The sequence below is a fragment of the Curtobacterium sp. CFBP9011 genome (genome assembly GCF_034045095.1).
GTDB lineage: Bacteria > Actinomycetota > Actinomycetes > Actinomycetales > Microbacteriaceae > Curtobacterium.
Map to the genome: position 1 here is coordinate 356733 of NZ_JAXCWN010000002.1, position 25750 is coordinate 382482.

22 protein-coding genes and 1 tRNA gene are annotated in these 25750 nt (G+C 71.7%); 19 read left to right on the top strand and 4 right to left on the bottom strand.

Features of this window, described 5'->3' with window-relative positions; all coding sequences use genetic code 11:
• Positions 1-5 precede the first annotated feature (5 nt).
• The 7 genes from SOM35_RS05905 to SOM35_RS05935 all read left to right on the top strand — a co-directional run bounded on the left by SOM35_RS05905 (position 6) and on the right by SOM35_RS05935 (position 8037).
• Positions 6-1172, top strand: a complete 1167-nt coding sequence (locus SOM35_RS05905) for an acyl-CoA dehydrogenase family protein (protein ID WP_320514708.1) — start codon at positions 6-8, stop codon at positions 1170-1172.
• A gap of 80 nt (positions 1173-1252) precedes the next feature.
• Positions 1253-2497 carry a DNA polymerase IV gene (gene dinB, locus SOM35_RS05910; protein WP_320514709.1) on the top strand — a complete coding sequence of 415 codons (1245 nt, stop codon included), beginning with the start codon at positions 1253-1255 and terminating at the stop codon, positions 2495-2497.
• A 140-nt stretch (positions 2498-2637) separates the two neighbouring features.
• Complete coding sequence (locus SOM35_RS05915) at positions 2638-4431, top strand: DEAD/DEAH box helicase (RefSeq protein WP_111073701.1); 1794 nt, start codon at positions 2638-2640, stop codon at positions 4429-4431.
• A gap of 31 nt (positions 4432-4462) precedes the next feature.
• Complete coding sequence (locus tag SOM35_RS05920) at positions 4463-4666, top strand: hypothetical protein (protein WP_111073490.1); 204 nt, start codon at positions 4463-4465, stop codon at positions 4664-4666.
• A 123-nt stretch (positions 4667-4789) separates the two neighbouring features.
• Entirely contained in the window at positions 4790-6118 is a 1329-nt protein-coding gene (locus SOM35_RS05925; RefSeq protein ID WP_111073489.1) for an NAD(P)/FAD-dependent oxidoreductase, read from the top strand.
• Positions 6119-6364: 246 nt separating this feature from the next.
• Positions 6365-7441, top strand: a complete 1077-nt coding sequence (locus SOM35_RS05930; RefSeq protein WP_320514905.1) for a zinc-dependent alcohol dehydrogenase — start codon at positions 6365-6367, stop codon at positions 7439-7441.
• A gap of 17 nt (positions 7442-7458) precedes the next feature.
• On the top strand, positions 7459-8037 hold the full coding sequence (locus tag SOM35_RS05935; RefSeq protein ID WP_320514710.1) for a hypothetical protein: 579 nt from the start codon (positions 7459-7461) through the stop codon (positions 8035-8037).
• Positions 8038-8481: 444 nt separating this feature from the next.
• Here SOM35_RS05935 and SOM35_RS05940 read toward each other — a convergent pair.
• A tRNA-Leu gene (locus SOM35_RS05940) sits at positions 8482-8567 on the bottom strand.
• Positions 8568-8733: 166 nt separating this feature from the next.
• Here SOM35_RS05940 and SOM35_RS05945 point away from each other — a divergent pair.
• The 3 genes from SOM35_RS05945 (at position 8734) to mshC (ending at position 12189) form a co-directional block, all read left to right on the top strand.
• On the top strand, positions 8734-10032 hold the full coding sequence (locus SOM35_RS05945; RefSeq protein WP_320514711.1) for a M20/M25/M40 family metallo-hydrolase: 1299 nt from the start codon (positions 8734-8736) through the stop codon (positions 10030-10032).
• Positions 10033-10096: 64 nt separating this feature from the next.
• Positions 10097-10924, top strand: a complete 828-nt coding sequence (locus tag SOM35_RS05950) for an undecaprenyl-diphosphate phosphatase (protein ID WP_204607821.1) — start codon at positions 10097-10099, stop codon at positions 10922-10924.
• Complete coding sequence (gene mshC, locus SOM35_RS05955; RefSeq protein WP_320514712.1) at positions 10921-12189, top strand: cysteine--1-D-myo-inosityl 2-amino-2-deoxy-alpha-D-glucopyranoside ligase; 1269 nt, start codon at positions 10921-10923, stop codon at positions 12187-12189. Before SOM35_RS05950 ends, mshC begins: the two co-directional genes overlap by 4 nt.
• Positions 12190-12308: 119 nt before the next feature.
• Here the strand turns inward: mshC and SOM35_RS05960 are convergent, their stop codons facing one another.
• The gene (locus SOM35_RS05960; RefSeq protein WP_111073484.1) at positions 12309-13241 is read right to left on the bottom strand and encodes a proteasome assembly chaperone family protein; all 933 of its coding nucleotides are present in this window, start codon (positions 13239-13241) and stop codon (positions 12309-12311) included.
• A gap of 357 nt (positions 13242-13598) precedes the next feature.
• Between SOM35_RS05960 and SOM35_RS05965 the strand changes: the two genes are divergently transcribed.
• The 9 genes from SOM35_RS05965 to SOM35_RS06005 all read left to right on the top strand — a co-directional run bounded on the left by SOM35_RS05965 (position 13599) and on the right by SOM35_RS06005 (position 24002).
• A complete protein-coding gene (locus SOM35_RS05965) occupies positions 13599-14372 on the top strand; it encodes an HAD family hydrolase (RefSeq protein WP_308118734.1) in 774 nt (257 codons plus the stop codon).
• Between the two features lie 146 nt (positions 14373-14518).
• On the top strand, positions 14519-15571 hold the full coding sequence (locus SOM35_RS05970) for a tRNA (adenine-N1)-methyltransferase (protein WP_320514906.1): 1053 nt from the start codon (positions 14519-14521) through the stop codon (positions 15569-15571).
• Between the two features lie 42 nt (positions 15572-15613).
• A complete protein-coding gene (locus SOM35_RS05975; protein ID WP_320514713.1) occupies positions 15614-16567 on the top strand; it encodes an FKBP-type peptidyl-prolyl cis-trans isomerase in 954 nt (317 codons plus the stop codon).
• A gap of 30 nt (positions 16568-16597) precedes the next feature.
• The gene (locus SOM35_RS05980) at positions 16598-17680 is read left to right on the top strand and encodes a helix-turn-helix transcriptional regulator (RefSeq protein WP_221849532.1); all 1083 of its coding nucleotides are present in this window, start codon (positions 16598-16600) and stop codon (positions 17678-17680) included.
• Positions 17673-18644 (top strand): helix-turn-helix transcriptional regulator, encoded by a 972-nt coding sequence (locus SOM35_RS05985; protein WP_221849533.1) that lies wholly within the window; start codon positions 17673-17675, stop codon positions 18642-18644. Before SOM35_RS05980 ends, SOM35_RS05985 begins: the two co-directional genes overlap by 8 nt.
• A gap of 94 nt (positions 18645-18738) precedes the next feature.
• Positions 18739-19491 (top strand): twin-arginine translocase subunit TatC, encoded by a 753-nt coding sequence (tatC, locus tag SOM35_RS05990; RefSeq protein WP_414648560.1) that lies wholly within the window; start codon positions 18739-18741, stop codon positions 19489-19491.
• Positions 19488-21923 carry a DEAD/DEAH box helicase gene (locus tag SOM35_RS05995; RefSeq protein WP_320514715.1) on the top strand — a complete coding sequence of 812 codons (2436 nt, stop codon included), beginning with the start codon at positions 19488-19490 and terminating at the stop codon, positions 21921-21923. The genes tatC and SOM35_RS05995 overlap by 4 nt, the downstream gene beginning before the upstream one ends.
• 86 nt (positions 21924-22009) lie before the next feature.
• Positions 22010-23530 carry an apolipoprotein N-acyltransferase gene (lnt, locus tag SOM35_RS06000; protein ID WP_320514716.1) on the top strand — a complete coding sequence of 507 codons (1521 nt, stop codon included), beginning with the start codon at positions 22010-22012 and terminating at the stop codon, positions 23528-23530.
• A gap of 121 nt (positions 23531-23651) precedes the next feature.
• Positions 23652-24002: an RNA polymerase-binding protein RbpA gene (locus SOM35_RS06005; RefSeq protein ID WP_111073696.1), complete on the top strand. Its 351-nt coding sequence runs from the start codon at positions 23652-23654 to the stop codon at positions 24000-24002.
• Positions 24003-24072: 70 nt separating this feature from the next.
• Here the strand turns inward: SOM35_RS06005 and SOM35_RS06010 are convergent, their stop codons facing one another.
• Positions 24073-25236: an SPFH domain-containing protein gene (locus tag SOM35_RS06010; protein ID WP_253463129.1), complete on the bottom strand. Its 1164-nt coding sequence runs from the start codon at positions 25234-25236 to the stop codon at positions 24073-24075.
• On the bottom strand, positions 25233-25706 hold the full coding sequence (locus SOM35_RS06015) for an NfeD family protein (RefSeq protein ID WP_320514717.1): 474 nt from the start codon (positions 25704-25706) through the stop codon (positions 25233-25235). The genes SOM35_RS06010 and SOM35_RS06015 overlap by 4 nt, the downstream gene beginning before the upstream one ends.
• Positions 25707-25750: the final 44 nt, after the last annotated feature.

Here is a 25750-nt window from a genome sequence, read left to right on the forward strand (position 1 = left end):
GTCCCATGACCGAGTCCACTCCCGGCAAGCGACGTCCCTGGACCGTGCCGGACGACCTCCTGGCACGCATCGCCGCGCGCGCTCCCGGCTACGACGCCGACAACGCCTTCCTCGCCGAGGACCTCGACGAGCTCCGGCAGGCCGGGTACCTCCGCATCGGGGTGCCGATCCGGGACGGAGGCTCGGGGCTGGGTCTCCGCGAGACCGCTGCGGTCCAGCGGACCCTCGCCACCGCGGCGCCGGCGACGGCGCTCGGGCTGGGCATGCACCAGGTGTGGGTGCAGGCGGCCCGCAGCGTGTCCACCCGGGGTGGGGCGTTCCTCCAGACCGTGACCGATGCGGCGGCGGCGGACCGGCTGCTCGCCTTCGGGGTCAGCGAGCCGGGGAACGACGCGGTGCTCTTCGACTCGCTCACCACCGCCGAGCCGGACGGCGTCGGCGGGTACCGGTTCACCGGCACGAAGGTGTCGACCTCGCTCGCACCGGCGTGGGACCTGCTGAGCGTCTTCGGGAAGGACACCTCCGGGCCGGAGCCGCGACTCGTGCACGGGTTCGCCGTCCGCAGCGACGGCGGGGTGCGCCACCTGGACGACTGGGACACCCTCGGCATGCGGGCGACGCAGAGCCGGACGACGATCCTGGACGGGCTGCACGTGCCGGCGGAGCGGATCGTCCGCGTGCTGCCGGTCGGCCCGGTGGCGGACCCGCTCGTGTTCGGGATCTTCGCGGCCTTCGAGCTGCTCGTGGCGTCGGTGTACGTGGGGATCGCCTCGCGGGCGGTGACCCTGGCCGTCGAGCGCGTCTCCGGCCGCGTCGGGATGGACGGGACGCCCCGCTCGGCCGACCCGGACGTCCGGCGGGCGGTCGCCGCGATGCGGAGCGCGACCGACGCGATCGCGCTGCAGGTCGACGCGCTGGCACGGGACGTCGACGAACTCGTCGACCACGACCGGTGGTTCCCGCTGCTCGTCGGCACGAAGACCCGGGCGGTGGACACGGCGCAGCACGTCGTGGACGAAGCGCTGCGGGTCGTCGGCGGCTCGGCCTTCCGCGCGTCGGACGAACTGGCGCGTCTGGCGCGGGACGTCCGCGCCGGGCAGTACCACCCGTCGACGCGGGACTCGGCGATGCGGACCATCGCGGCGGCGGAGTTCGGACCGCTGCCGCGCTGACCTCGGCCGGACCCGGTGTCGCCTGGCCGCCTGGCCGCCTGGCCGGCACCGGTGTCGCTGGTCCGTGCGAGCATGACCCGGTGAGCAAGCAGGACGGACGGAACCGACTCGTCACCGACGCGCCCGTCGACGACGCCACGGCGACGGTCCTGCACGTCGACATGGACGCCTTCTTCGCCTCCGTGGAACTGCTCGACCGTCCGGACCTCGTCGGCCTGCCGGTGATCGTCGGGCACGACTCCGACCGCTCGGTCGTCACCGCCGCCACGTACGAGGCCCGCAAGTACGGCATCAACTCCGCGATGCCGATGGCCGTCGCGAAACGACGCTGCCCTGCCGCCGTCATCGTCGAGCCGCACTTCGAGAAGTACAGCGCCCGTTCGGCCCAGGTCATGAAGATCTTCGACCGGTTCACCCCGCGGGTCGAACGACTCGGCATCGACGAGGCGTTCCTCGACGTGGCCGGTGCCCTCCGGTTGTACGGCACGCCGTGGCAGATCGGCACCGAGATCCGCCAGACCGTGTTCGCGGAGACCGGCCTGCACTGCTCGGTCGGCGCCGCATCGACGAAGTTCGTCGCGAAGCTCGCCTCCAGCCGCGCCAAGCCCGACGGCCTGCTCGTCGTCCCGCACGCGTACACCATCGAGTTCCTGCACCCGCAGCCCGTCTCGGCGCTCTGGGGCGTCGGCGGCAAGACGCAGGAGACCCTCGAACGCCGGGGCATCCACACCATCCGCGACCTCGCCACCACACCGCTGCCCTCGCTCGTCGCCCTGCTCGGCCCCGCCGGCGGCCAGCGGCTCCACGACCTGGCCTGGGGCCGAGACCCGCGCACGGTCGAGGCCGGGGTCGGCGAGAAGTCGATCGGGCACGAGGTGACGTTCGGCCGCGACCTCACCGAACGCGACGACGTCGCCCGCGAACTGCTGCGCCTGGCCGAGAAGGTGGCCGTCCGACTGCGCCGAGCCGAGGTGCAGGCCCGCACAGTGGCGCTCAAGGTCCGCTACACCGACTTCAGCACGCTGACCCGGTCCCGCACCCTCGCCGAACCCAGCGACGTCGCCAAGCGCCTCCACCGCGAAGCCGTCGAGCTCTACGACGTCCTGCACCGACCGGGCAACCGCATCCGGCTGATCGGTGTCCGCGGGGAGAACCTCGTGCCCGCGGCCGCGAGCAACGCCCTCTGGGACGACGACGCGCCGTGGCGTGAGACCGAGACCACCGTCGACGCGGTCACCGCGCGCTTCGGCGCCGGCGTGCTGCGCCCGGCATCGCTCGTCCGCGCGACGCCCGAGCAGCGTGCCCCGCACGCCCGGCAGGACTGAGCGTGCCGGTACACTCGGGTGGAGTGAGCGCAGCGGAGAACATCGAGCACCAGGAACCCGCCGAACTCCCGATCGACGGGCCGTCCGACGCACCGGGCGGAGCGGCCCGTGACGGATCGGCACCGACCGAACCGGCGGCCATCGCCGAGGTCGCGGGCAACGCGGCCGCCGAGCACCTGTCCCCGGCGTTCCCGGAACGTGCTGCCTGGGGCACCGCCTCGAAGCTCCGCGCCTGGCAGGTCGAAGCGCTGACGAAGTACTTCGAGAAGGAACCGCGCGACTTCCTCGCCGCGGCCACCCCTGGCGCCGGCAAGACCACGTTCGCGCTGCGCCTGGCGACCGAGCTCCTCGCCCGCGGCACCGTCGACCGGCTGGTCGTCGTCGCCCCGACCGAGCACCTCAAGCGGCAGTGGGCCGACGCCGCCGACCGCGTGAACATCCGGCTCGACCCGATGTTCAAGAACGGTGACGGCATGTTCGGCCGGCACTACCAGGGCGTCGCGATCACGTATGCCCAGGTCGGCATGAACCCCGAGGTGCACGAGCGCATCACCGCCGGTGGCAAGACCCTGGTCGTGCTCGACGAGGTCCACCACGGCGGCGACGCCCTGACGTGGGGTGAGGGCATCCGACTGGCGTTCTCGAAGGCCACCCGGCGGCTCTCGCTCTCCGGCACCCCGTTCCGCTCCGACACCGCACCGATCCCGTTCGTGCAGTACGCCCCGGATGAGCAGGGCATCCGCACCTCGATCTCCGACTACAACTACGGCTACGGCCGGGCACTGAAGGACGGGGTCGTCCGGCCCGTGCTGTTCATGGCCTACGCCGGGCAGATGCGCTGGAAGACCCGGATGGGTGACGAGATGTCGGCCTCCCTCGGCGACCCCGTCACGAAGGACATCACCGCGCAGGCCTGGCGTACCGCGCTGTCGCCCGAGGGCGAGTGGATGCCCGCCGTGCTGTCGGCGGCCGACAAGCGCCTCACCGAGGTCCGCCGTGGTGTGCCCGACGCCGGCGGCCTGGTGATCGCGACCGACACCACCACCGCCCGGGCGTACGCGCGGATCCTGCAGCGGATCACGGGGGAGCGGCCGACCGTCGTGCTCTCGGACGAGGCCGCCGGCTCCAGCCGCATCCAATCCTTCGCCGAGGACACCTCGCGCTGGATGGTCGCCGTCCGGATGGTGTCCGAAGGCGTCGACGTGCCCCGGCTCTGCGTCGGGGTGTACGCGACGAGCGCCAGCACGCCGCTGTTCTTCGCCCAGGTGATCGGCCGCTTCGTCCGGGCCCGCCGCCGTGGGGAGACCGCGTCGGTGTTCCTGCCGAGCGTCCCCGGCCTGATGGCCCTCGCCGCCACCCTCGAGCTGGAGCGCGACCACGCCCTCGACCGTCCGAAGGACGCCGAGGACGGCATGTACAACCCCGAAGACGCCATGGTCGCCGAGGCCAACAAGGAGGACCGCGCGTCCGAGAGCCTGCTCGACATGCAGCCGTTCGAGGCGCTCGACTCGCAGGCCTCATTCGACCGGGTGCTCTACGACGGCGGCGAGTTCGGCACCGGCGGCGAGGTCGGTTCCCTCGAGGAGCTCGACTTCATCGGCATCCCGGGCCTGCTGGAACCCGACCAGGTGCGCGACCTGCTCCGTGCACGCCAGGCGACCCAGGCGAAGCGTTCCAAGGGCCGGGTGCTCAAGGACGGCATGCCCAAGGCCCCCGAGCCCGAGAGCCGTCCGATGTACCTGACGATCAAGGAGCAGCGGTCCGAGCTGCAGCGCCTGGTGTCGATCTGGTCCCGGCACGCCAACGAACCCCACGGGTCGATCCACGCCGAACTCCGGCGGATGAGCGGCGGCCCGGCCGTGGCGCAGGCGAGCATCGAGCAGATCCAGAAGCGCATCGACATCCTGCGCGGCCGGATCGGCAACCGCCGGTGAGCACGGTGAGCCCGGTGAGCCGGGTCCGACCGTGATCGAGCCCGTCGACGACGACCGCACCTGGTACGTCAAGCGCGACGCGGACTCCTCGCCCGAGGCGATCATCGACCGGTTCGGCGGCGGCTACCGGCTGCGTCGGTTCTCGCTGCACGAGTCCCGTCGGACGCAGTACGGCGTGTACACCGGACGCGAGATCGCCGAGACCGCGTGGTGGCGCCTCCGCGACGGCAAGTGACGACCGACGGCGACCGACGGCAGGTGAGCGTCGACGGCGGGAAGTGACCAGGTTCCGCTCCGGATCGCCCGGACAGGTGCGGCGCTGATGACGGGGACGGGCAGGATCGGGTAGACCGGAGGAATGGCAGACTCCATCCCTCACGTCCTCGTCCTCGGCGGCGGCTCGGCCGGCTACACCGCCGTCAAGCAGCTGCAGAAGCACGCCGCCACGGTGCCCATGCGCATCACCCTCGTGGACCAGAACACGTACTACACGTACCTGCCGTTCCTGCCCGAGGTCGCCGGCGGTCACATCGCCCCCAAGGACGTCACCGTCGAACTCCGACGCGCGCTCCGCAAGACCCGGGTCATCCAGGGCAAGGTGACCGGGATCTCCTCGGCCGACAAGACCGTCGCGGTCGCCACGGCCGGCGGCGACGACCGCACCCTCGGCTACGACCACCTCATCGTGGCGCTCGGCTCGGTCACCCGCACGTTCCCGACCCCCGGCCTCGACGAGGTCGGCGTCGGCTTCAAGACGGTCGAGGAAGCCGCGTACGTCCGCGCGAAGCTCCTCGACAACATCGCGAAGGCCGCCGCCACCCGTGACGAGGACGAGCGTCGTCGTCTCCTCACCAGCATCTTCATCGGCGGCGGCTACACCGGCGTCGAAGCGATCGGTGAGCTGTTCGACGTCTCCCAGGCCGCGATCGCCACGTACCCGTCGCTCGCCGGCGAGCAGCCCCGCTGGGTGCTCATCGACGCGCTCGACCGCGTCGCGCCCGAGGTCGGCCCGGAGCTGTCGAAGTGGACCCTCGAGTCTCTCCGCGCCCGCGGCATCGACGTCCGCCTGAAGACCACCATGCCGAGCTGCGAGGGCGGCGTCGTCAAGCTGTCCGACGGCGACGAGTTCGCCACCGGTCTGCTCGTCTGGACCGCCGGTGTCAAGCCGAACCCGCTCCTCGACGCCACCGACCTGCCGCGCGGACCGAAGGGCCACCTCGCCGCGAACGCGAAGCTGCAGGTCGAGGCCGAGGACACCCACGAGGTCGTCGAGGGTGTCTGGGGCCTCGGTGACGTCGCACAGGTCCCCGACCTGACCGCCGAGAAGCAGCCGGCGTACTACCCGCCGAACGCCCAGAACGCCGTCCGTCAGGCCGTCGTCGTCGCCGACAACATCGTGGCGACGATCACCGGCAAGCCGCTGACGGAGTACCGCCACCCGTCCATCGGCACGGTCGCCTCGTACGGTGTCGCCAAGGGCGCGGCGAACATCAAGGGCATCAAGATGACGAACCTGCTGGCCTGGCTCGCCCACCGCGCCTACCACGTGTACGCGATGCCGACGCTGAACCGCAAGGCGCGCATCGTCATCGGCTGGGTGACGGGTGCCGTCTCCGGCCGTGACGCAACCTCCCTCATCAAGGAGACCGACCCGCGTCGCACCTTCGTCGACGCGGCGAAGAGCTAGCGCGCGCGTCCCGACGCGACTGCCTGCAGACGGGAGGCCCGGTACCAGCTGGTACCGGGCCTCCCGTCCGTCGTGGCACCGGTCCGGCACCGGCCTGCCGGCGCGACTGGACGCCGAACGCGGCCCTGGACCGCCTCCCACCCGCCCGGCGTCACCGTGGACGCCACGAGTGAGAGGAGCGCCATGCGCGCCATGACCTACCGCGGGCCGTAGCGGGTCCGCGTCGAGGACAAGCCCGACCCCCGCATCGAGCACCCGAACGACGCCGTCATCCGCGTCGAGCGGGCCGCGATCTGCGGGTCGGACCTGCACCTGTACCACGGCATGATGCCGGACACCCGCGTCGGCCACACCTTCGGCCACGAGTTCATCGGCGTCGTCGAGCAGATCGGATCGTCGGTCGAGACGCTGAGCGTGGGGGACCGCGTGATGGTCCCGTTCCACATCTCCTGCGGGACCTGCTGGTTCTGCGCCCGCGGACTCTTCACGAACTGCCACAACGTGAACCCGAACGCCACCGCGGTCGGCGGCATCTTCGGCTACTCGCACACCACCGGCGGCTACGACGGCGGCCAGGCGGAGCGTGTCCGCGTGCCGTTCGCCGACGTCGGGCCGCAGGTGATCCCCGACTGGTTGGACCCGGAGGACGCCCTGCTGATGACGGACGCCCTGGGCACCGGGTACTTCGGCGCGCAGCTCGCCTCGATCCGCGAGGGCGACACCGTCGTGGTGCTCGGCGCTGGACCGGTGGGGCTGTTCGCGGCGAAGTCGGCCTGGTTCATGGGAGCCGGACGGGTGATCGTCGTCGACCAGCTCGAGTACCGCCTGCAGAAGGCCCGCCAGTTCGCGCACGCCGAGACCATCAACTACGCCGAGGTCGACGACGTCGTGCTCGAGATGAAGAAGCAGACCGACTTCCTCGGCGCGGACAGCGTCATCGACGCGGTCGGTGCCGAGGCGGACGGCAACTTCCTCATGCACGTCTCCAGCGCGAAGCTGAAGATGGAGGGCGGGTCCCCGGTCGCGCTGAACTGGGCGATCGACGGCGTCCGCAAGGGCGGCACCGTCTCGGCGATGGGTGCGTACGGGCCGATCCCGAGCCTGGTGAAGTTCGGCGACGCGATGAACAAGGGCGTCACCATCCACATGAACCAGGCGCCGGTCAAGCGCCAGTGGCCGCGGCTGCTCGAGCACATCCAGGCCGGACACCTGAAGCCGAGTGACGTCATCACGCACCGGATCCCGCTCGAGCACATCGGTGAGGCCTACCACCTGTTCTCGTCGAAGCTCGACGGGTGCATCAAGCCGGTGATCGTGCCGTGAGCAGGAAGGACGAGGAGATGACCGACCACATGCCGTACGTCGCCGACCGGGCGAAGGACGTGCCGAGCGCCGACGAGCTGCGGGCGCGGGTCCCAGGGTGGGGGAGCGACCTGGACCTCGCCGACCGGCCGAGCGTGCCCAAGCTCTCGCGCGAGGCGGGCTCGGCCACCGGGGCGCACTGGGTCCGCCCGGAGACGCAGCCGGGTGCGGATGGCCGCGAACGCTCGATCGAGCACGCCCACGTCACGCCGGTGTTCGGCACCGCGCAGCCGCTGTCCGGACTCGCCGGGGTCGTCAAGCGGTACGCGTACCGGCGGTTCAGCGAGGGGCGCCTGGCGCATTGGATGCTGCTCGTCGTCGGCGACCGGCTCGACGTGGCCACGCACCGGGTGACGGACGCGCTGCGCGGGCGGCCGGACCGGATCGTCGCGGAGACCGGCATCGCGGCGGAGCGGGCGGACAGGGCGGTGCGCGCACGTGTCGGCTCGTCGCGACGGGACTGGCGGCACGGGGTGCTCGACCCCGTCGTGACGATGTGGCCGTACCTGCTGATCGGTGGCGTCGCGGTGTGGGTGGTGCGTCGCGCGCGACGCTGACGCTCGGCCGGGCCGCGGCGGACGGTTCCGCGCCTGGCGACACCGTTCGGGTGGTGCGCCGCGAGCGGTGTCGCTGGGTGCGAACGACGGGAGGCGCGTGGCGGGCGCGTGCCGTGCCTCCCGTCCGGCGTCGGGTCGCGGCGCGATTCGCGCCTGGCGACACCGTTCGGGTCGCGTGGCGCGTGCCGTGTCGGTGAGCGCGAACCGACCGGAGGCGCGTGGCGGGCGCGTGCCGGGCCTCCCGTCCGGCGTCGGGCCGCGGCGCGTTTCGCGGCTGGCGACATCGTTCGAGGCGCGTGGCACGAGCCGTGTCGCTGGGCGCGAACGAACGGAGGCGCGCGACCCCCGGGCGCACAAAAACGAACGGCCCTCCCGAAGGAGGGCCGTTCGCCGCTTGTCTCAACACAAGTGATCGAGCATCTGCTCCGAGGAGCCAGTGCTGCGTGTCCGAGAGGGGACTTGAACCCCTACGCCCTAATACGGGCACTAGCACCTCAAGCTAGCGCGTCTACCAATTCCGCCACCCGGACTGGGTGTGACGCCGAGCAACTGGTGCTGGCATCGGGCCGTTCGACCGGGTTTCCCCGGCGTTCCTGCCGAGAGAAGACACTAGCACGGGTGTGAACGCCCGTTGAACACGGCCGCGCATCCCGGGCGCGGCGAGGGGAGCGTGTCCGTCGCCGGTAGCGTTGCACCATGACGTCCGAGCTGGAACGCACCGCGGCGATCGCGCGGGACCTCATCCGGATCGACACCACGAACTGGGGTGAGGGGAAGTCCCGCGGCGAGACCGATGCGGCGCACTACGTCGAGTCGGCGCTGCAGGGCCTCGGGCTGACGACCCAGCTGTTCGAGTCCGAACCCGACCGTGTCAGCGTCGTCGCCCGGGTGCCGGGTCGTGACCGCAGCAAGCCCGGGCTCGTCGTCCACGGGCACCTCGACGTCGTCCCCGCCGACCCGGAGAACTGGTCCGTCGACCCGTTCGGCGGCGAGGTGCGCGACGGTTCCCTCTGGGGCCGCGGCGCCGTCGACATGAAGAACATGGACGCGATGATGCTGACCGCACTGTCGGACGTCATCGAGCAGCAGGGTGCTCCCGACCGGGACCTGGTGATCGCGTACTTCGCCGACGAGGAAGCCGGTGGGGTCCTCGGCGCACACCACGTCGTCGACACCCACCCCGAGGTCTTCGACGGTGCCACGGCGGCGATCAGCGAGGTCGGCGGCTACTCGATCACCCTCGGGGACCGGCGCGCCTACCTGCTCCAGACCGGCGAGAAGGCCCTGATGTGGGTGAAGCTCACCGCGCGGGGCACGGCAGCGCACGGGTCGCACGTCATCAGAGACAACGCGGTCACGAAGATCGCCGCCGCCGTCGCACGGATCGGCAGCGAGGAGTGGCCGGTCCGGTTGTCCGACACGACGACCGCGATGGTCGCCGAGGTCGCCCGGTTCCTGGGCGTCGACCCGGTCGCCACCGGCCCGGACGAGGTCGCCCTCGCCACCGGTTCCGCCGCCCGGTTCATCCACGCGGCCCTGCACACGACCACGAACCCGACCGTCCTCAGCGCCGGCTACAAGCACAACGTGATCCCGGACCAGGCGACGGCGCTCGTCGACATCCGCTGCCTGCCCGGCGACGAGGACGCCGTCCTGGCCCGGGTGCGCGAACTGGCCGGCGACGACGTCGAGGTGACGATGACCCACCAGGACGTCGGGCTCGAGCAGGACTTCGGCGGCCCGCTCGTCGACGCCGTGCGGGACGTCCTCGAGCGCCACGACCCGGGCGCCCCGGTGCTGCCGTACCTGCTGTCCGGGGGGACCGACAACAAGGCGCTCTCGCGGCTCGGCATCGCCGGGTACGGCTTCGTGCCGCTGCAGCTGCCGGCCGGCGTCGACTTCCCGGCGATGTTCCACGGGGTCGACGAGCGTGTGCCGCTGGAGTCGTTGGCGTTCGGTCGCCGCGTCCTCGGAGACCTGTTCGCGACCTACTGATACCGTGCATGGTCGTCGTCGGTGACGGCACAACCGAGTCCAGCACCGGCGAAAGGCCGCACACGTGCACATCTTCGAGGCGATCTTCCTCGGCTTCGTCCAGGGGCTGACGGAGTTCCTGCCGGTCTCCTCCAGCGCCCACCTGCGCATCGTCGGGCTGTTCCTGCCCGACGCGCAGGACCCCGGCGCGGCCTTCACGGCGGTGACGCAGCTCGGCACCGAGACGGCCGTGCTCATCTACTTCTGGAAGGACATCGTCCGGATCGTCCGGAAGTGGTTCGGCGCGCTGGCCGGCAAGGTCCCGCGGAACGACCCGGACGTCCGCGTCGGCTGGCTCGTGATCATCGGCACGATCCCGATCGGCGTCGTCGGGCTGCTCCTGCAGGACACCATCGAGACGACCTTCCGGTCGCTGTGGATCGTCGCGATCGTGCTCATCGTCTTCGGCGTCGTCCTGGGCGTGCTGGACCGCGTCGGCCGCAAGGTCCGCCCGATCGAGCAGATGACCTTCGGCGGCGGCATCCTCATCGGCCTCGCCCAGGTCCTGGCCCTCGTGCCGGGCGTCTCCCGCTCCGGCGCCACCGTGTCGATGGGGCTCGCCCTCGGCTACACGCGGCCGGCCGCGGCACGGTTCGCGTTCCTCCTGGCCATCCCCGCGGTGTTCCTGTCCGGCCTGTACGAGGCAGCGACGAGCCTCGGGGACACCGGCGCACCGTTCGGCCTCGCCGACACCCTCATCGCGACCGTGGTGGCGTTCGTCGTCGGCTTCGTCGTCATCGCCGCGTTCATGAACTACATCAGCAAGCGGAGCTTCATGCCGTTCGTCGTCTACCGGATCCTGCTCGGGATCGTCCTCATCGTGCTCCTGTCGCTCGGGGTGGTGCAGGCATGAGGGCCTGGTCCACTCCGTCCGTCCCGGAGGTCCCGGGCAACGGGCCCCGCCCGGTCGTGCACGACACCGCCACCGGCAAGCCCGTCGACCCCACCCGCGGTGCCGACCGTGCAGCCCTGTACGTCTGCGGCATCACGCCCTACGACGCCACACACCTGGGCCACGCTGCCACCTACCTGGCGTTCGACACGCTCGGCCGGGTCTGGCGCGACGCCGGCCTGCAGGTGCAGTACGCCCAGAACACGACCGACGTCGACGACCCGCTGCTCGAGCGCGCCACCCGCGACGGCGTCGACTGGCAGGAGCTCGCCGCCTCGCAGATCGACCTGTTCCGCCGCGACATGGAGGCACTGCGCGTCCTGCCGCCGGACGACTACGTGGCCGTCACCGACGAGGTCGACCGCGTCGCCGAGGCCGTCGCCTACCTCGAGGAGACCGGCTACGCCTACACCGTGCCGACGCCCGACTCCGACGGCGAGGACCTGTACTTCGACGTGCAGCGGGCGAACGACGTCTGGACGCTCGGTGACGAGAGCCGCCTGGACCGCGACACCATGCTCGCCCTCTCCGCCGAACGCGGGGGCGACCCCGACCGCCCCGGCAAGCGCGACCCGCTCGACCCGCTGCTGTGGCGTGCCGAGCGGCAGGGCGAGCCGAGCTGGGACACCGAGATCGGCCCCGGACGCCCCGGCTGGCACATCGAGTGCAGCGTGATCGCCGGTGACCGTCTCGGTCTGCCGATCAGCGTGCAGGGCGGTGGCAGCGACCTGGTCTTCCCGCACCACGAGATGAGCGCCGGTCACGCCGCGGCCCTCGCCCAGCAGCCGCTCGCGAACGCCTACGTGCACACCGGCATGGTCGCGTACCAGGGCACGAAGATCTCGAAGTCGCTCGGCAACCTGGTCACCGTCCGAGGCCTCCTCGACGGTGGCGCCGACCCGCGGGCGATCCGCCTGGCGCTGCTGTCGCACCGGTACTCGGACGACTGGGAGTGGTTCGACGGGGACCTTGAGGACGCCGAGCGCCGACTCGCGTCGTGGGATGACTGGGCCGCCCGCTTGGACGGCAAGCAGGCGGACGGCAAGCAGGTGGACGACGAGCAGCCCGCCGCCGACGTGGTCGCACGCCTCCGGGCCCGCGTCGCGGACGACCTCGACACGCCCGGTGCCGTCGCGGTCGTCGACACCGCGATCGCCGCCGGCACGGCCGCCACGCCAGAGCTCGTCGACCTGGTCGACGCGCTCCTCGGCATCCGCATCGGCTGACGCACACCCGTCACCGGCACGCCACTGACGGACGGGAGGCCCGGGACCAGCTGGTCCCGGGCCTCCCGTCCCTCAGGTGCTCGTCGTGACGCGGCTCGCGTCCCCGACGCGGCTCACGCCTACTGCGGCGGCTGCGGCGGACGCCAGGGCCCTTCGCCGGCTGCGCCGTTGCCGTCCTTGCCGTCCTTGTGCTCGCGACGCCGGAGGTACTGCTCGAACTCCTGCGCGATCGCGTCGCCGGACGCCTCGGGGGAGTCGACGGTGTCCCGCGCCTGCTCGAGCTGCCCGATGTACGAGGCCATGTCCTCGTCGTCCGAGGCGAGGGCGTCGATGCCCTCCTCCCACTGCGCGGCGTCGTCGAGCAGGGTGCCGCGGGGGACGGTGACGTCGGTGAGCTCCTCCATCTTGTCGAGGAGCGACAGGGTGGCCTTCGGCGACGGGGCGTTGTGCACGTAGTGCGGCACCGATGCCCAGAGCGACAGGGTCGTGAGTCCGGCCTTGTCCATCGAGTCGGCCAGGACCCCGAGGATGCCGGTCGGCCCCTCGTACGTCGACTTGTCCACGTCGAACGCGGCACGGACGGTCGCGTTCTCGCTCGACACGAACACCGAGATCGGGCGGGTGTGCGGCACGTCGGCGAGCATCGCGCCGACGAACACCACGGCGTCGATCGAGTAGACGTCGGCCAGGTCGATGACCTCGGCGCAGAAGCCGCGCCAGGTGCGGGAGGGCTCCGGGCCGACCAGGACGAAGACGTCGCGCTCGGTCGGGGCGCCGGTCGCACCGATCACCGGGCGACCCTCGGCACTCGGCCCGTGCAGGACGATCCGGGGCCACTGGACGCCACGTTCGCCCTCGTCGTCGAAACCGACCTCGGGCCGGTTGAACTGGTAGTCGACGTAGCGTTCGCCGTCGATCTCCCGCAGCTCGGAGAGTTCGAGCGCGTCGACGATGCGGCGGGCGAGACCGCTCGCGGCCTCTCCCGCGTCGTTCCAGCCCTCGAACGCGACGACGAGGAGCCGTCCGTCGCTGAAGGGGGAGTGCTGTGGCACGGCAGGGCCTCCTGGTGGTGGAGTGGTCCGCCGCGCTCGCGCGCGCGCCGACCGGACACGATCAGGCATCCACGATAGTCCCGCCGTCGGCCTGCCGCCCTCCACGTGCTGTGCCGCCGTCGCCGGGGTGTCCGACGCGCCCGCCCGGCGGCGGCGACCGGTCACGACCTGTCGGGTACGGGGGTGTCCGACGCGCCCGCCCGGCGGCGGCGACCGGTCACGTCCTGTCGGGTACGGGCCTCCAGAGCGACGGTCCGTGACCACTCGGCGGAGGTGAGCGGTGTGTCCTGACCGCTCGACGGCGCCGCAGGCACCACCGGACCGCCCCGGACGGCGTCGCCGGTAGACTCGTCGCCCGTGACCGCGCAACCCCCTGCCCCCGCCCAGCCCACGAGCGTGCTGCCCGATGCCGTGCTGTGGGACATGGACGGCACGATCATCGACACCGAGCCGATCTGGCAGGAGTCGCAGGTCGTGCTCACCGCCCGCTACGGCGCCGAGTGGACCCACCAGGACGGTCTGTCGCTGGTGGGCAGCGGCCTGGAGCGCTCGGGGGAGATCCTCCGCGACAAGGGCGTCGACATGGAGGTCGAGGAGATCGTCCAGTGGATGACCGACTACGTGGTCGAACGCCTGCACGGCGACGACCTGCCCTGGCGTCCCGGCGCCCGTGAACTCGTCGAGGAACTGCACGACCGCGGGATCCCGACCGCCCTCGTGACGATGTCCCGGCGGACGATGGCGCTCGTGACGGCCGAGGCGTTCGGCGCCCGTGGCTTCCGGGTCGTCGTGGCCGGCGACGACGTCGATCGTCCGAAGCCGCACCCGGACGCCTACCTTGCTGCCGCTGCGCAGCTCGGCGTCGAGCCCACCGCCTGCATCGCGATCGAGGACTCCGCCACCGGCGTCGCCTCGGCCCGCGCCTCGGGTGCCGTCACCGTCGCGGTCGAGCACATCGTCCCGATCGCCGAGGGCGCCGGCGACGTGCACCTCACCACCCTCGCCGGCGTCGACGTCGACCGCCTGCTCGAACTCACCGGTCCGGCGCTCACCGCGCGTGCCGCCGAACGCCAGGGAGGCCCGGCCTCCGACCCGACGTCGGCCCCCGTCACCGAAGGGGACGCGCGATGAGCGACGACACCACCACGACGCCGGACGCCGGAGCGCACGACGCCGGAGCGCCGGACGCCGGAGCGCACGACGCCGGAGCGCCGGACGCCGGAGCGCCGGACGCCGGAGCGCACGGCGCTGGTGCGGCCGACCACATCGTCTCAGCCATGGAGGCGGAGCTGCCGCACACCGCCGGCGGTGCCCCGCACACCCCGCCCCGCGGGCCGTTCCGCGCCGGCGACCGGGTGCAGCTCACCGGCCCGAAGGGCAAGCTCACGACACTGTCGCTCGAGCCCGGCGTGGTCTACCACACGCACCGCGGCATGCTCGCCCACGACGACGTCATCGGGCAGCCGGACGGTTCGGTGATCCGTGCCAGCACGGGCGACGAGTACCTGGCGCTCCGCCCGCTGCTCAACGACTACGTGATGTCGATGCCCCGCGGTGCCGCGATCGTCTACCCGAAGGACGCGGCCCAGATCGTGGCCTTCGCGGACGTCTTCCCGGGCGCTCGAGTGGTCGAGGCCGGCGTCGGCTCGGGTGCCCTGTCGCTCTGGTTGCTCCGCGCCATCGGCCCGAGCGGCAGCCTGCAGTCCTTCGAGCGTCGCGAGGAGTTCGCCGCGATCGCCCGGGGCAACGTCGGCACCTTCCTCGGCGCCGTCCCCGACAACTGGTCCGTCACCGTGGGCGACCTGGTCGAGGAACTGCCCGAGGCCGTCGAGCCGCAGAGCATCGACCGTGTCGTGCTCGACATGCTCGCGCCGTGGGAGTGCGTCGACGAGGCGGCGGACGCGCTCGCTCCCGGCGGCCTCATCGTCTGCTACGTCGCCACCGTGACGCAGCTGTCCCGCACCGCCGAGGCGCTCCGCGACACCGGACGCTTCACCGACCCGCAGTCCAGCGAGACCCTGGTGCGCACCTGGCACGTCGAGGGTCTGGCTGTCCGTCCGGACCACCGGATGGTGGCGCACACGGGGTTCCTGATCACCGCCCGTCGTCTGGCGGACGGGGTCGTCCTGCCGAACCTCAAGCGTCGTGCCGGCAAGGCCGAGTTCTCCGACGAGGACGTCGAGGCCTGGACGCCCGGCGCGGTCGGCGAGCGCGGGGCCAGCGACAAGAAGCTCCGGAAGGTCGCCCGCCAGGCGGCTGCCCAGGCCCGCAAGGTCGCCGCTGCCGAAGCGGCCTCGGCGGCGTCCGACCCCTCCGACGGCGACCGGTAGGCTTCCCCCGTGCCCGTCCTGCATCGACCGGAAAGAGGATCCGTGCGCGCCATCCCCGCACTCGTCGTCACCATCGGACTCCTCGCGTCGCTGACCGCGTGCGCCACGCCCGGGGCCGGAACGGCCGGCACGTGCGCCCCGTCCGGCGCCGCGTCCGAGTCCGTGACGGCGAAGGGCGCCTTCGGTTCGGAGCCGAAGGTCAACGTGCCCGCCGGTCTCACCGTCCGCGGCACCCAGGTCTCGGTCCTCCGTCAGGGCGACGGCCGCACGATCGGTGACGGCACGCCCGTACTGCTCGAGTACACGCTCGTCGACGGTGCCACCGGAGCGGTCGCGCAGACCACCGGCTACACCGGCAGCACCGCCCCGCTGACGGCCGGTTCGACCAACGGCGGCGCACTCGGCAAGGCGCTCGAGTGCTCGCGCGTCGGCGACCGCCTCGCCGTGGTGATGCCGAAGTCGGCACTCTCCGGCACCGCCGCCACCGCCGACTCGGGCTCCACGTCGTCGAAGGCCGAGGACTCCGCCGTCTTCGTCATCGACGTCAAGCGCGCCTTCGACGCACGTGCCTCCGGGACGCCCCAGCTGGCGGGCGACGGCATGCCCGCCGTCGTGCTCGCACCGAACGGCGCGCCCGGCATCACGATCCCGTCGTGGTCGGCGCCGAAGGACGACGTGCAGCACCTGCTCCGCAAGGGCGACGGCGCGACGCTCACCGCGAAGGACACGGTCGTCGTCAAGTACACCGCCGTCTCGTGGGGCAGCAGCACGGCCGACTCGGCCGTCGTGGGCTCCAGCTGGACCGACGGCTCCGGCGCGCAGCCGTTGCCGCTGGCGAAGGGCCAGATCGCCGAGGGCATCCGGAAGGCGCTCCTCGGCCGTCACGTCGGCGACCAGGTCCTGGCGATCGACCACGAGCAGGGTGCCGCGTCCGGGTCCGCGTCCGCGTCCGCGTCGGCGTACGTCATCGACGTGCTCGGCGTGATGCCGCGCTGACGCGCACCGCAGGCTGCGTAGGATCGGCACGTGCCCACCACTCGTGCTCCCCGTGTGCCCGCTGAGGAACGGCTGTTCAGCCTGGTCCTGGCGCTCCTGTCGACGGAGTCCGGGCTGACGAAGTCCGAGATCCTGGCGAACGTCCAGGGCTACCGGCAGCGCTACAGCACCGGCGGGGACAACGCCTCGCTCGAGCGTCAGTTCGAGCGGGACAAGGACGACGTCCGCGAACTCGGCATCCCGCTCGAGACCATCGAGACGCCGGGCGCCGCGGGCAACAACCAGACGCTGCGCTACCGGATCCCGAAGGGCGAGTACGACCTGCCGCTCGACGTCCGGTTCACCCCGGACGAGTCCGCACTGCTCTCCCTCGCTGCGATGGCGTGGCGTGAGGGTGCGCTCTCCGCCGACTCCCGCCGCGGGCTGCTCAAGGTCCGTTCGGCCGGGTCCGACGACGACGGGTCGGAGCACGACGCGGGCGACGGTGCCGCCGCCATCGGTGCCTACGCCCCGCGTCTGCGCACCCGCGACGCGGCCTTCGAGCCGCTGCGCTCGGCCCTCGACCGTGCGGCCGCCGTCCGGTTCTCGTACATCACGCCCGGGCACCACGAGGCCCGGGTCCGCGAACTCGCCCCGCTGGCGCTCGTGCAGCACGGTGGCCGGTGGATGCTCGCGGCGCACGAGTTCGCGACCGACTCCGAGAAGAACTACCTGCTCGCCCGGATCGTCGGTCCGGTGACCCAGTACGAGGTCGGGCAGCACCCGGCGCCCGCCGACGCGGGGGAGCGGGCACTGGCCGGGCTCGACCGCGTCTGGGCGGAGCGCACCGCAACGGTGCACGTCGGCCCGGGCTCCGACGCCGAGCGCCGACTCACCCGACGCCGGGACACGACCTCGACGACCGAGGGCGAACTCGTGATCCACCACGTCGACCCGCAGATCCTGGCCGAGGAACTGGCCGCCTTCGGGCCCGAGGTCCGCGTCGTCGAACCCGAGGACCTGCGGCAGCGTGTGGTGGACCGGCTCCGGGTGCTCGTCGAGGACCACACCGGCGCGCCCGACCTCGGTGCCGCGGACGAGACCACGGGGAACGACGGAGCGACGCATGGCTGACGCGCAACCGCTGCAGGCGCAGGACAAGCTCGCCTTCCTGCTGGCCCTGGTGCCGTACCTGATCGACCGGGAGCGCGTCTCGGTGTCCGAGGCCGCCCGGCACTTCGGCGTCCCGGAGTCTCGGATCCGTCGGGCCGTCGAGTTGATCGCGGTCTCCGGTGTCCCCGGCGAGACCATGCAGTACCAGCACGGCGACCTGTTCGACATCGCCTGGGACGACTTCGACCAGAACGACATGATCGTGCTGACGAACCTCGTGGCGATCGACGACGCCCCGCGGCTGTCCGCCCGCGAGGCATCGGCGCTCATCGCCGGCCTGCAGTACCTGTCGGCGCTGCCCGAGGCCGCCGACAAGGACGCGATCCGCGCCCTGATGGCGAAGCTGTCCCGCGGTGCCGGTGGCGCCTCGGGCAACGTCGCCGTCGGCCAGGACCTGCACGACGCCGCCCTGACCGTCATCCGCGAGGCCATGTCCGGTCGCCGCGGCCTGCGGTTCGAGTACGCCGGCCCGCGGACGCAGGGCAGCACCCGCCGGGTCGACCCGCTGCGGGTGGAGTCGATCGACGCGGACTGGTACCTCCGCGCCTGGGACCTCGACCGGGCCGCCGTCCGGACGTTCCGACTCGACCGGATGTCCGGCGTGCGCGTCGACGACCGGCCCGCGGAACGTACGCTCGACGACGTCGTGCTGCCGGACACGCTGTTCCAGCAGAGTGCCCAGGACGTCATCGTGACCGTGGAGCTCGACGGCTCGTCGCTGCCGCTGGTCGCCGACTTCCTGGCCGACACCGCGGACGCCCCCGACGACGGCGGACGGGTGCGCATCCGGCTCGCCGCGTCCGCCGGTTTCGACGGGGTCGTGCGCCTGGTGGCCGGGCTGCCGGGCCGGGCCGTGGTGCTCGACCCGCCGGCGGCCCGCCAGGCCGTGCACGACTTCGCCGCGGCCGCGCTCGACATCCACTGACGGAGCGCTGCCGTAGGATCGGGGCATGGCTTCGACGACCGCGAGCGGGCGAGAGAAGCGGCAAGGGCGCCGTCCCAAGGAGCCCGAAGGCCGCATGTCCCTCGGCCAGCACCTGATCGAGCTGCGCAACCGTCTGTTCAAGGCGGTCATCGCGGTCCTCGTCGGCGCGATCGGCGGCTGGTTCCTCACACCGTTCGTGCTCGACTCGCTCCGGTCCCCGGTGACGCAGCTCGCCCGGGTCGGCGGTCACACGGCCGAACTCAACTTCCCGATGATCACCGGAGCGTTCGACCTGCGGTTGCAGATCGCGATCACGATCGGTGTCGTCATCGCCAGTCCGGTGTGGCTGTACCAGATCTGGGCCTTCATCGTCCCGGCCCTGGTCCGGCGTGAGAAGCAGTACGTCTGGGGCTTCCTCGGCACCGCGATCCCGCTGTTCTTCGCCGGGTGCGCGTTCGGCTGGTACGTCCTGCCGCACGTGGTCGGGATCCTCGGCAGCTTCGTCTCCGCCCAGGACACCTCGATCGTCGACGCGAAGGCCTACTACGACTTCGTCATCAAGCTCATCGTCGCTGTCGGCATCGCCTTCGTGCTGCCGGTGTTCCTGGTGCTGCTGAACTTCGTCGGCGTGCTGTCGGCGGCGGCGATCATCCGCTCGTGGCGCGTCGCGATCGTGCTCATCCTGATCTTCACCGCCCTGGTGACCCCGTCAGCGGACATCCTGTCGATGTTCATCCTGGCGATCCCGATGGTCGTGCTGTACTTCGCGGCCTGCCTGGTCACGTGGATCCACGACCGCCGTGTGGCGAAGCGCCAGGCGAAGCTCGACGAGGAGTACGACCTGTGACCGAGACGAGCCTCAGCCCCGCCGAGCGGTTCGCCGCCGCGAAGGTCCGCTCACGCTCGCGGAACCTCGAGCTGTTCCGGACCGACCTGCGCTTCGACCTCGACCCGTTCCAGTTCGCGGCCTGCGACTCGGTGGACCAGGGCCGGAGCGTCCTGGTGGCCGCGCCGACCGGTGCCGGCAAGACGATCATCGCCGAGTTCGCGATCTGGTTGGCGATGCGGCAGCCGACCGCGAAGGTGTTCTACACGACGCCGATGAAGGCGCTGAGCAACCAGAAGTACGCCGAGCTCGTGCAGGCCTACGGCGAGACCGAGGTCGGGCTGCTCACCGGCGACACGAACGTCAACCCGCGGGCCCGCGTCGTCGTGATGACGACCGAGGTCCTGCGGAACATGATCTACGCCGACTCGGACCTGCTCGACGACCTGGCCTGGGTCGTCCTCGACGAGGTGCACTACCTGGCCGACCGGTTCCGCGGGGCGGTCTGGGAAGAGGTCATCCTGCACCTGCCGACCGAGGTCCGGCTGGTCTCCCTGTCCGCCACGGTCAGCAACGCCGAGGAGTTCGGCGACTGGCTGCAGACGGTCCGCGGCGACACCGACGTCATCGTGTCCGAGGACCGTCCGGTGCCGCTCGACCAGCACGTCCTCGTCGGCAACAAGATGGTCGACCTGTTCGACTCGTCGGGTGCGGCGGCGACCAACCGGGTCAACCCGGAGCTGCTCCGTCTGGTGGGCAGTGCCTCCCGGGGGTCCGGCGGTCCCCGCGGCCGACGCGGGCGCGGCGGGTTCCCCGAGCGTCGCGGCCCGCGCACCGAGAAGGCGCACCGCGAGCAGATCGCGAAGATGCTCGACGAGCGCATGCTGCTGCCGGCGATCTTCTTCGTGTTCAGCCGCAACGGCTGCGACCAGGGCGTCCGGCACGTCGTGCGCTCCGGGCTGTCCCTGACGACGGCCGACGAGCGTCGGGAGATCCGCGAGACGGCCGAGTACCACTGCCGCACGCTGCTCGACGAGGACCTGGCGGTGCTCGGCTACTGGGAGTGGCTCGAGGGCCTCGAACGCGGCGTCGCCGCGCACCACGCCGGCCTGCTGCCCGCCTTCAAGGAGGTGGTCGAGGACCTGTTCCAGCGCAAGCTCGTAAAGGTCGTGTTCGCCACCGAGACCCTGGCGCTCGGCGTGAACATGCCGGCGCGCACCGTGGTGCTCGAGAAGCTCGAGAAGTTCAACGGCGAGGCCCGGGTGCCGATCACCCCGGGGGAGTACACCCAGCTCACCGGCCGCGCGGGTCGCCGTGGCATCGACGTCGAAGGCCACTCGGTCGTGCAGTGGACGGACGGGCTCGAGCCGCAGGCGGTGGCCTCGCTCGCGAGTCGTCGGACGTACCCGCTCAACTCGTCGTTCAAGCCGACGTACAACATGGCGGTCAACCTCATCGAGCAGTTCGGCCGCGACCGGACGCGCGAGGTCCTCGAGACCTCGTTCGCGCAGTTCCAGGCGGACCGCTCGGTCGTCGACCTGGCCCGCAAGGTCCGCTCGCAGCAAGAGTCGCTCGACGGGTACCAGGACGCCATGCAGTGCCACCTCGGCGACTTCACCGAGTACGCAGCGCTCCGCCGACGGCTCTCCGACCTCGAGCGCACGAACGTCCCCGGTGGTCGTGAGGCGTCGCACGGTGCCCGTCAGGAGCGCCAGGCCGCGATCAGCGAGGTCCGACGCCAGCTCCAGCGCCACCCCTGCCACGCCTGCCCGGACCGCGAGGCCCATGCCCGCTGGGCCGAGCGCTGGTACAAGCTCAAGCGCACCAACGACAAGCTCGTGCAGCAGATCCGCTCGCGCACGGGTGCCGTCGCGACGACGTTCGACCGGGTCACCGACGTGCTGCTGGCGCTCGGGTACCTGGTGCAGGACGCGCAGGGCGACGTCACGGTGGCCGCCGGTGGTCGGCGCCTGCAGCGCATCTACGGCGACCGCGACCTGCTGGTCGCCGAGTGCCTGGAGGCGGGGGTCTGGAAGGACCTCACGCCCGCGCAGATGGCCGGCATGGCCGCGACGATCGTCTACCAGCCGCGTCGTGAGGACGCGCCCGGCACCGAGCACGCCGTCCCGCGTGGCGCGTTCCGTCCGGCACTCGACGAGACGCTGACGATCTGGTCGCGCCTGGACGACGTCGAGCGCGACGCCCGGCTCGCGGGCTCCGAGCCGCCGACCCCGGCCATCGCACTCGGCATGTTCCGCTGGGCGTCCGGTTCAGCGCTCGACGACGTGCTGCGCTCGCTCGACCTGGCCGCCGGTGACTTCGTCCGCTGGTCGAAGCAGGTCATCGACCTCCTCGACCAGATCCGCAACGCCGGCGACCCCGACCTGGCGCAGGTCGCACGTCGTGCCACCGACGCGGTCCGCCGCGGCATCGTCGCGTACGCGACGGTCTGACGGGAGGCCCGGTGACGGTCCTCGGGACAGCCGCGCGCCCGGCGCGGGCGGGCGTCCGGCGTGCGCACGGGCCGTCGGCGCCGGACGTGCCGGGTTCGGCATCCGTCTTCGCCGCGCTGCCGCTCGGACAGGCGGTGCCCCTCTCGGTGATCGGTGGTCTGCTCTTCGCCCTGTCGTTCCCGTCGCCGGGCTGGTGGTTCCTGGCCTACCCCGCCGTGGCGTGCCTGCTGCTCGCGGCGATGGGCCAGCGTGCCCGTCGGGCGTCCTGGCTCGGCCTGCTCGCCGGTGCCGTGTTCTGGGTGCCGGCGATCTCCTGGGCCGGTCGGTACCTCGGCCCGGTGCCGTGGTTCGCGCTGGCGTTGCTCGAGGCGGCCCTCTTCGCCCTCGGCTCGGTCGCGATCGCACTGGCGTACCGGTGGGTCCCGCGGGTGGTGACCTCGACCGCCGGGCGGGTGTGGGGCCTCCCGGCCGTGGTGGCCGCTCTGTGGACCGGACGCGAGTGGTTCTCCGGCAGCTGGCCCTACGGCGGGTTCGCCTGGGGCCGGGTGGGCCTGTCGCAGTCGCAGGGTCCCTTCACGCACATCGCCGCCTACGTCGGCGTGCTCGGGCTGAGCTTCGTCGTCGTGTACTGCGTCGCCGTGGTGGTGTCCCTCGGGCTGGTCGGCGGTGTCCGGCTGCCGATGCGCATCGCGACCGCCGGGCTGCTCGTGTCCGCGGTGCTCGCCGTACCCGCGTGGCCGACCGCGGTCCACGGCACCGTCCGGATCGAGTCCGTGCAGGGCAACGGCCCGGCGGGCTACTTCGACCGCGCACAGCCTGGCGACGTCCTGCGCTCCCAGGTCGCCGCGACCGACGTCGACGCCCGCGGGGTCGACCTGGTGGTCTGGCCGGAGGCGGGCGCCGAGTACGACCCACGCCGCGAACCGGTCATCGCCGGAGCGCTCGACGCGGTCGTGCAGAGCGTCGGCGCGCCGATCGTCGCCGGAGCCGTGACGCAGACCTCGTCGGGTGTGCTGCACAACACCTCGTTCGTCTGGGGCGCGGACGGCTGGCAGGCCTCCTACGACAAGAAGCGCCCGGTGCCGTTCGGTGAGTACGTGCCGGACCGCTGGCTCTACTCGAAGCTCGCGCCGTCGCTGATCGGCCTGCTGCAGCGCGACTACACGCCGGGGACGAAGCCGAACGTGCTGCCGGTCGCGGGCATCAGGGCCGGCGTGATGATCTGCTTCGACGTCGTCGACGACGGGTTGACCGCCGACCTGGCGCGTGGGGGAGCGCAGGTGATCCTGGCGCAGACGAACAACGCGGACTTCGACGGCACCGACGAGAACCTGCAGCAGCTCGAGATCGCGCGGATGCGGGCGGTCGAGACCGGACGGTCGCTCGTCAACATCTCTACCGTCGGAGCGTCCCAGGTGATCGACCCGGACGGTCGCACCATCGACCGGGTGCCCGCGTACACGGCGACCTCGATGGTGACCGACGTCCCGCTCGGCACCTCGACGACCCCCGCCACCGTGGTGTCCGGGGACGTCACCCTGGTGCTGTCGCTCGGCGGGCTGCTCATGCTGCTGGCCTGCGCTCCCTGGCGTCGACGGCACCGCTGACGCCGTCCTGCGGGTGCCGATCGGACCCCGCGCACTGGGAAGGGACTGTGAATGCAGCCCCACCGGAACGAAACCCGGGTGGTGTGGGTTGGACCGGGGGAACGAGCGAGAGGAGTCGGACATGGCTGATCGGAGTCTCCGAGGCATGCGGCTCGGGAGCCAGAGCCTCCAGAGCGAGGACGGTGTCGAGCTCTCCGAGCGGAAGCGCGCCGTCTACCAGGCAGCATCGGGTGAGACCTTCGACGTGGTGTTCTCCGCCGACGCCGAGGTCCCGCAGGTGTGGTCGGACCCACGGAGCGGTTGGGAGGGGCGTCTCCTCGGCGAGGACGGCAAGCCCGTCGAGATCGCTGCCGAGGACGTCAAGGCACCACGTACCCACTGGGACATGCTGCTCGAGCGGCGCTCCCGGGAAGAGCTCGAGGAACTGCTGGAGGAACGTCTCCAGGTCCTCCGGGCCCGTCGCGGCGCCTAGCCGCAACAGACGAGAACGGCCCGCTCCCCAGCAGGGGAGCGGGCCGTCGTCGTGTCCGACGTCAGTCGGTTCAGTCGCGCGCGGGGTCCGTGCCGAACGCGGCGTCGGCTTCGCTCTCGGCGGCCGAGAGTCGTTCACCCATGCTGCGGTCCGACTGGGCCAGGCGGTCGTCGAGCTCCGACGGCGGCACGATGTCCGCGACGGAGGCGTCGGCCGCGGGGGAGCCGGAGCGTCCGGCGCCGTCCCGTGCCTGGGTGTTGGCGAGGCTCTCGTCAGCGAGCTTCGAGATCCGCGACAGGAAGTCCGATCCGGCAGCGCCACCGGCCGCCGACCCACCGGAACCGGTCCGCTGGGCACTGAAGCCCTTCGCGATGCCGGACAGCGCCTCGGTGAACTCGCTCGGGATCATCCAGAGCTTGTTCGAGTTGCCCTCGGCGATCTTCGGGAGCATCTGCAGGTACTGGTAAGACAGCAGCTTCTCGTCCGGGTCGCCCTGGTGGATGGCGTCGAACACGGTCGCGATGGCCTGCGCTTCACCCTCGGCCCGGAGGACCTGGGCCTTCGCGTCACCCTCGGCACCGAGGATCGCGGCCTGTCGCTGGCCCTCGGCCTCGAGGATCTGCGACTGCTTCGTGCCCTCGGCCTGCAGGATCGCCGCACGACGGTTCCGCTCGGCGCGCAGCTGCTGCTCCATCGCGTCGACGATCGACACGGGCGGCTCGATGGCCTTCAGCTCGACTCGGCCGACACGGATGCCCCACTTGCCGGTCGCCTCGTCGAGGACGACGCGGAGCTGGCCGTTGATGTTGTCGCGGCTGGTCAGTGCCTCTTCGAGGTTCAGGCCACCGACGACGTTGCGGAGCGTGGTGGTCGTGAGCTGCTCGACGGCGCCGAGGTAGTTCGCGATCTCGTAGGTGGCGGCGCGGGCGTCGGTGACCTGGAAGTAGACGACCGTGTCGATCGAGACGACCAGGTTGTCCTCGGTGATGACGGGCTGTGGCGGGAACGAGACGACCTGTTCACGCATGTCGATGAGCGGCCGGAGCCGGTCGATGAACGGCACCAGCAGGTTCAACCCCGGGGTGAGGGTCTTGTGGTACTTGCCGAGTCGTTCGACCACGCCAGCGGTGGCCTGGGGGACGATGCGGATGGCCTTCGCGAGGACCGTGATCACGAAGATCACGATGACCACGATCAGGACGATGAGCACGACCGTCCCGGTGGAGAGCGTCATTGGGCTGCCTTCTGTTCGATGCGGACGACGGCGGTGGAGCCTTCGATGGACTCGACGACCACGCGCGTGCCGAGCGGCGGCGTGCGGTCGACGGCGCCGGCGGCGAACCGGGCGCTCCAGGTCTCACCGTTGGCCAGGCGGACCTGACCGGGGGCGGAGGGTGTGAACGCGAGGGCGACCGTGCCGGCCATGCCGACCAGTCCCTCGACGCCAGTGCGGTGCGGGTCGGCACCGCGGTTCAGCGCCTGCAGCACACGAGGACGGACGACGGCGAGCAGCAGCAGTGCGAGCACCGCGGCGATGATCACGCTGAGCCACCACGGCGCGCCGAGCAACGCGGCGATCAACCCGCCGGCGGCACCGGCCGCGAGCATGAGGAAGATGAAGTCGAGGGTGAAGACCTCGACCACCCCCAACACGAGCACCAGGGCGATCCACACGATCACCTGGGTCCAATCCGAGACGTTCACGCGATCTCCCTCCCTTGCATCGCGCACGGCCTTCGCAGCATCGC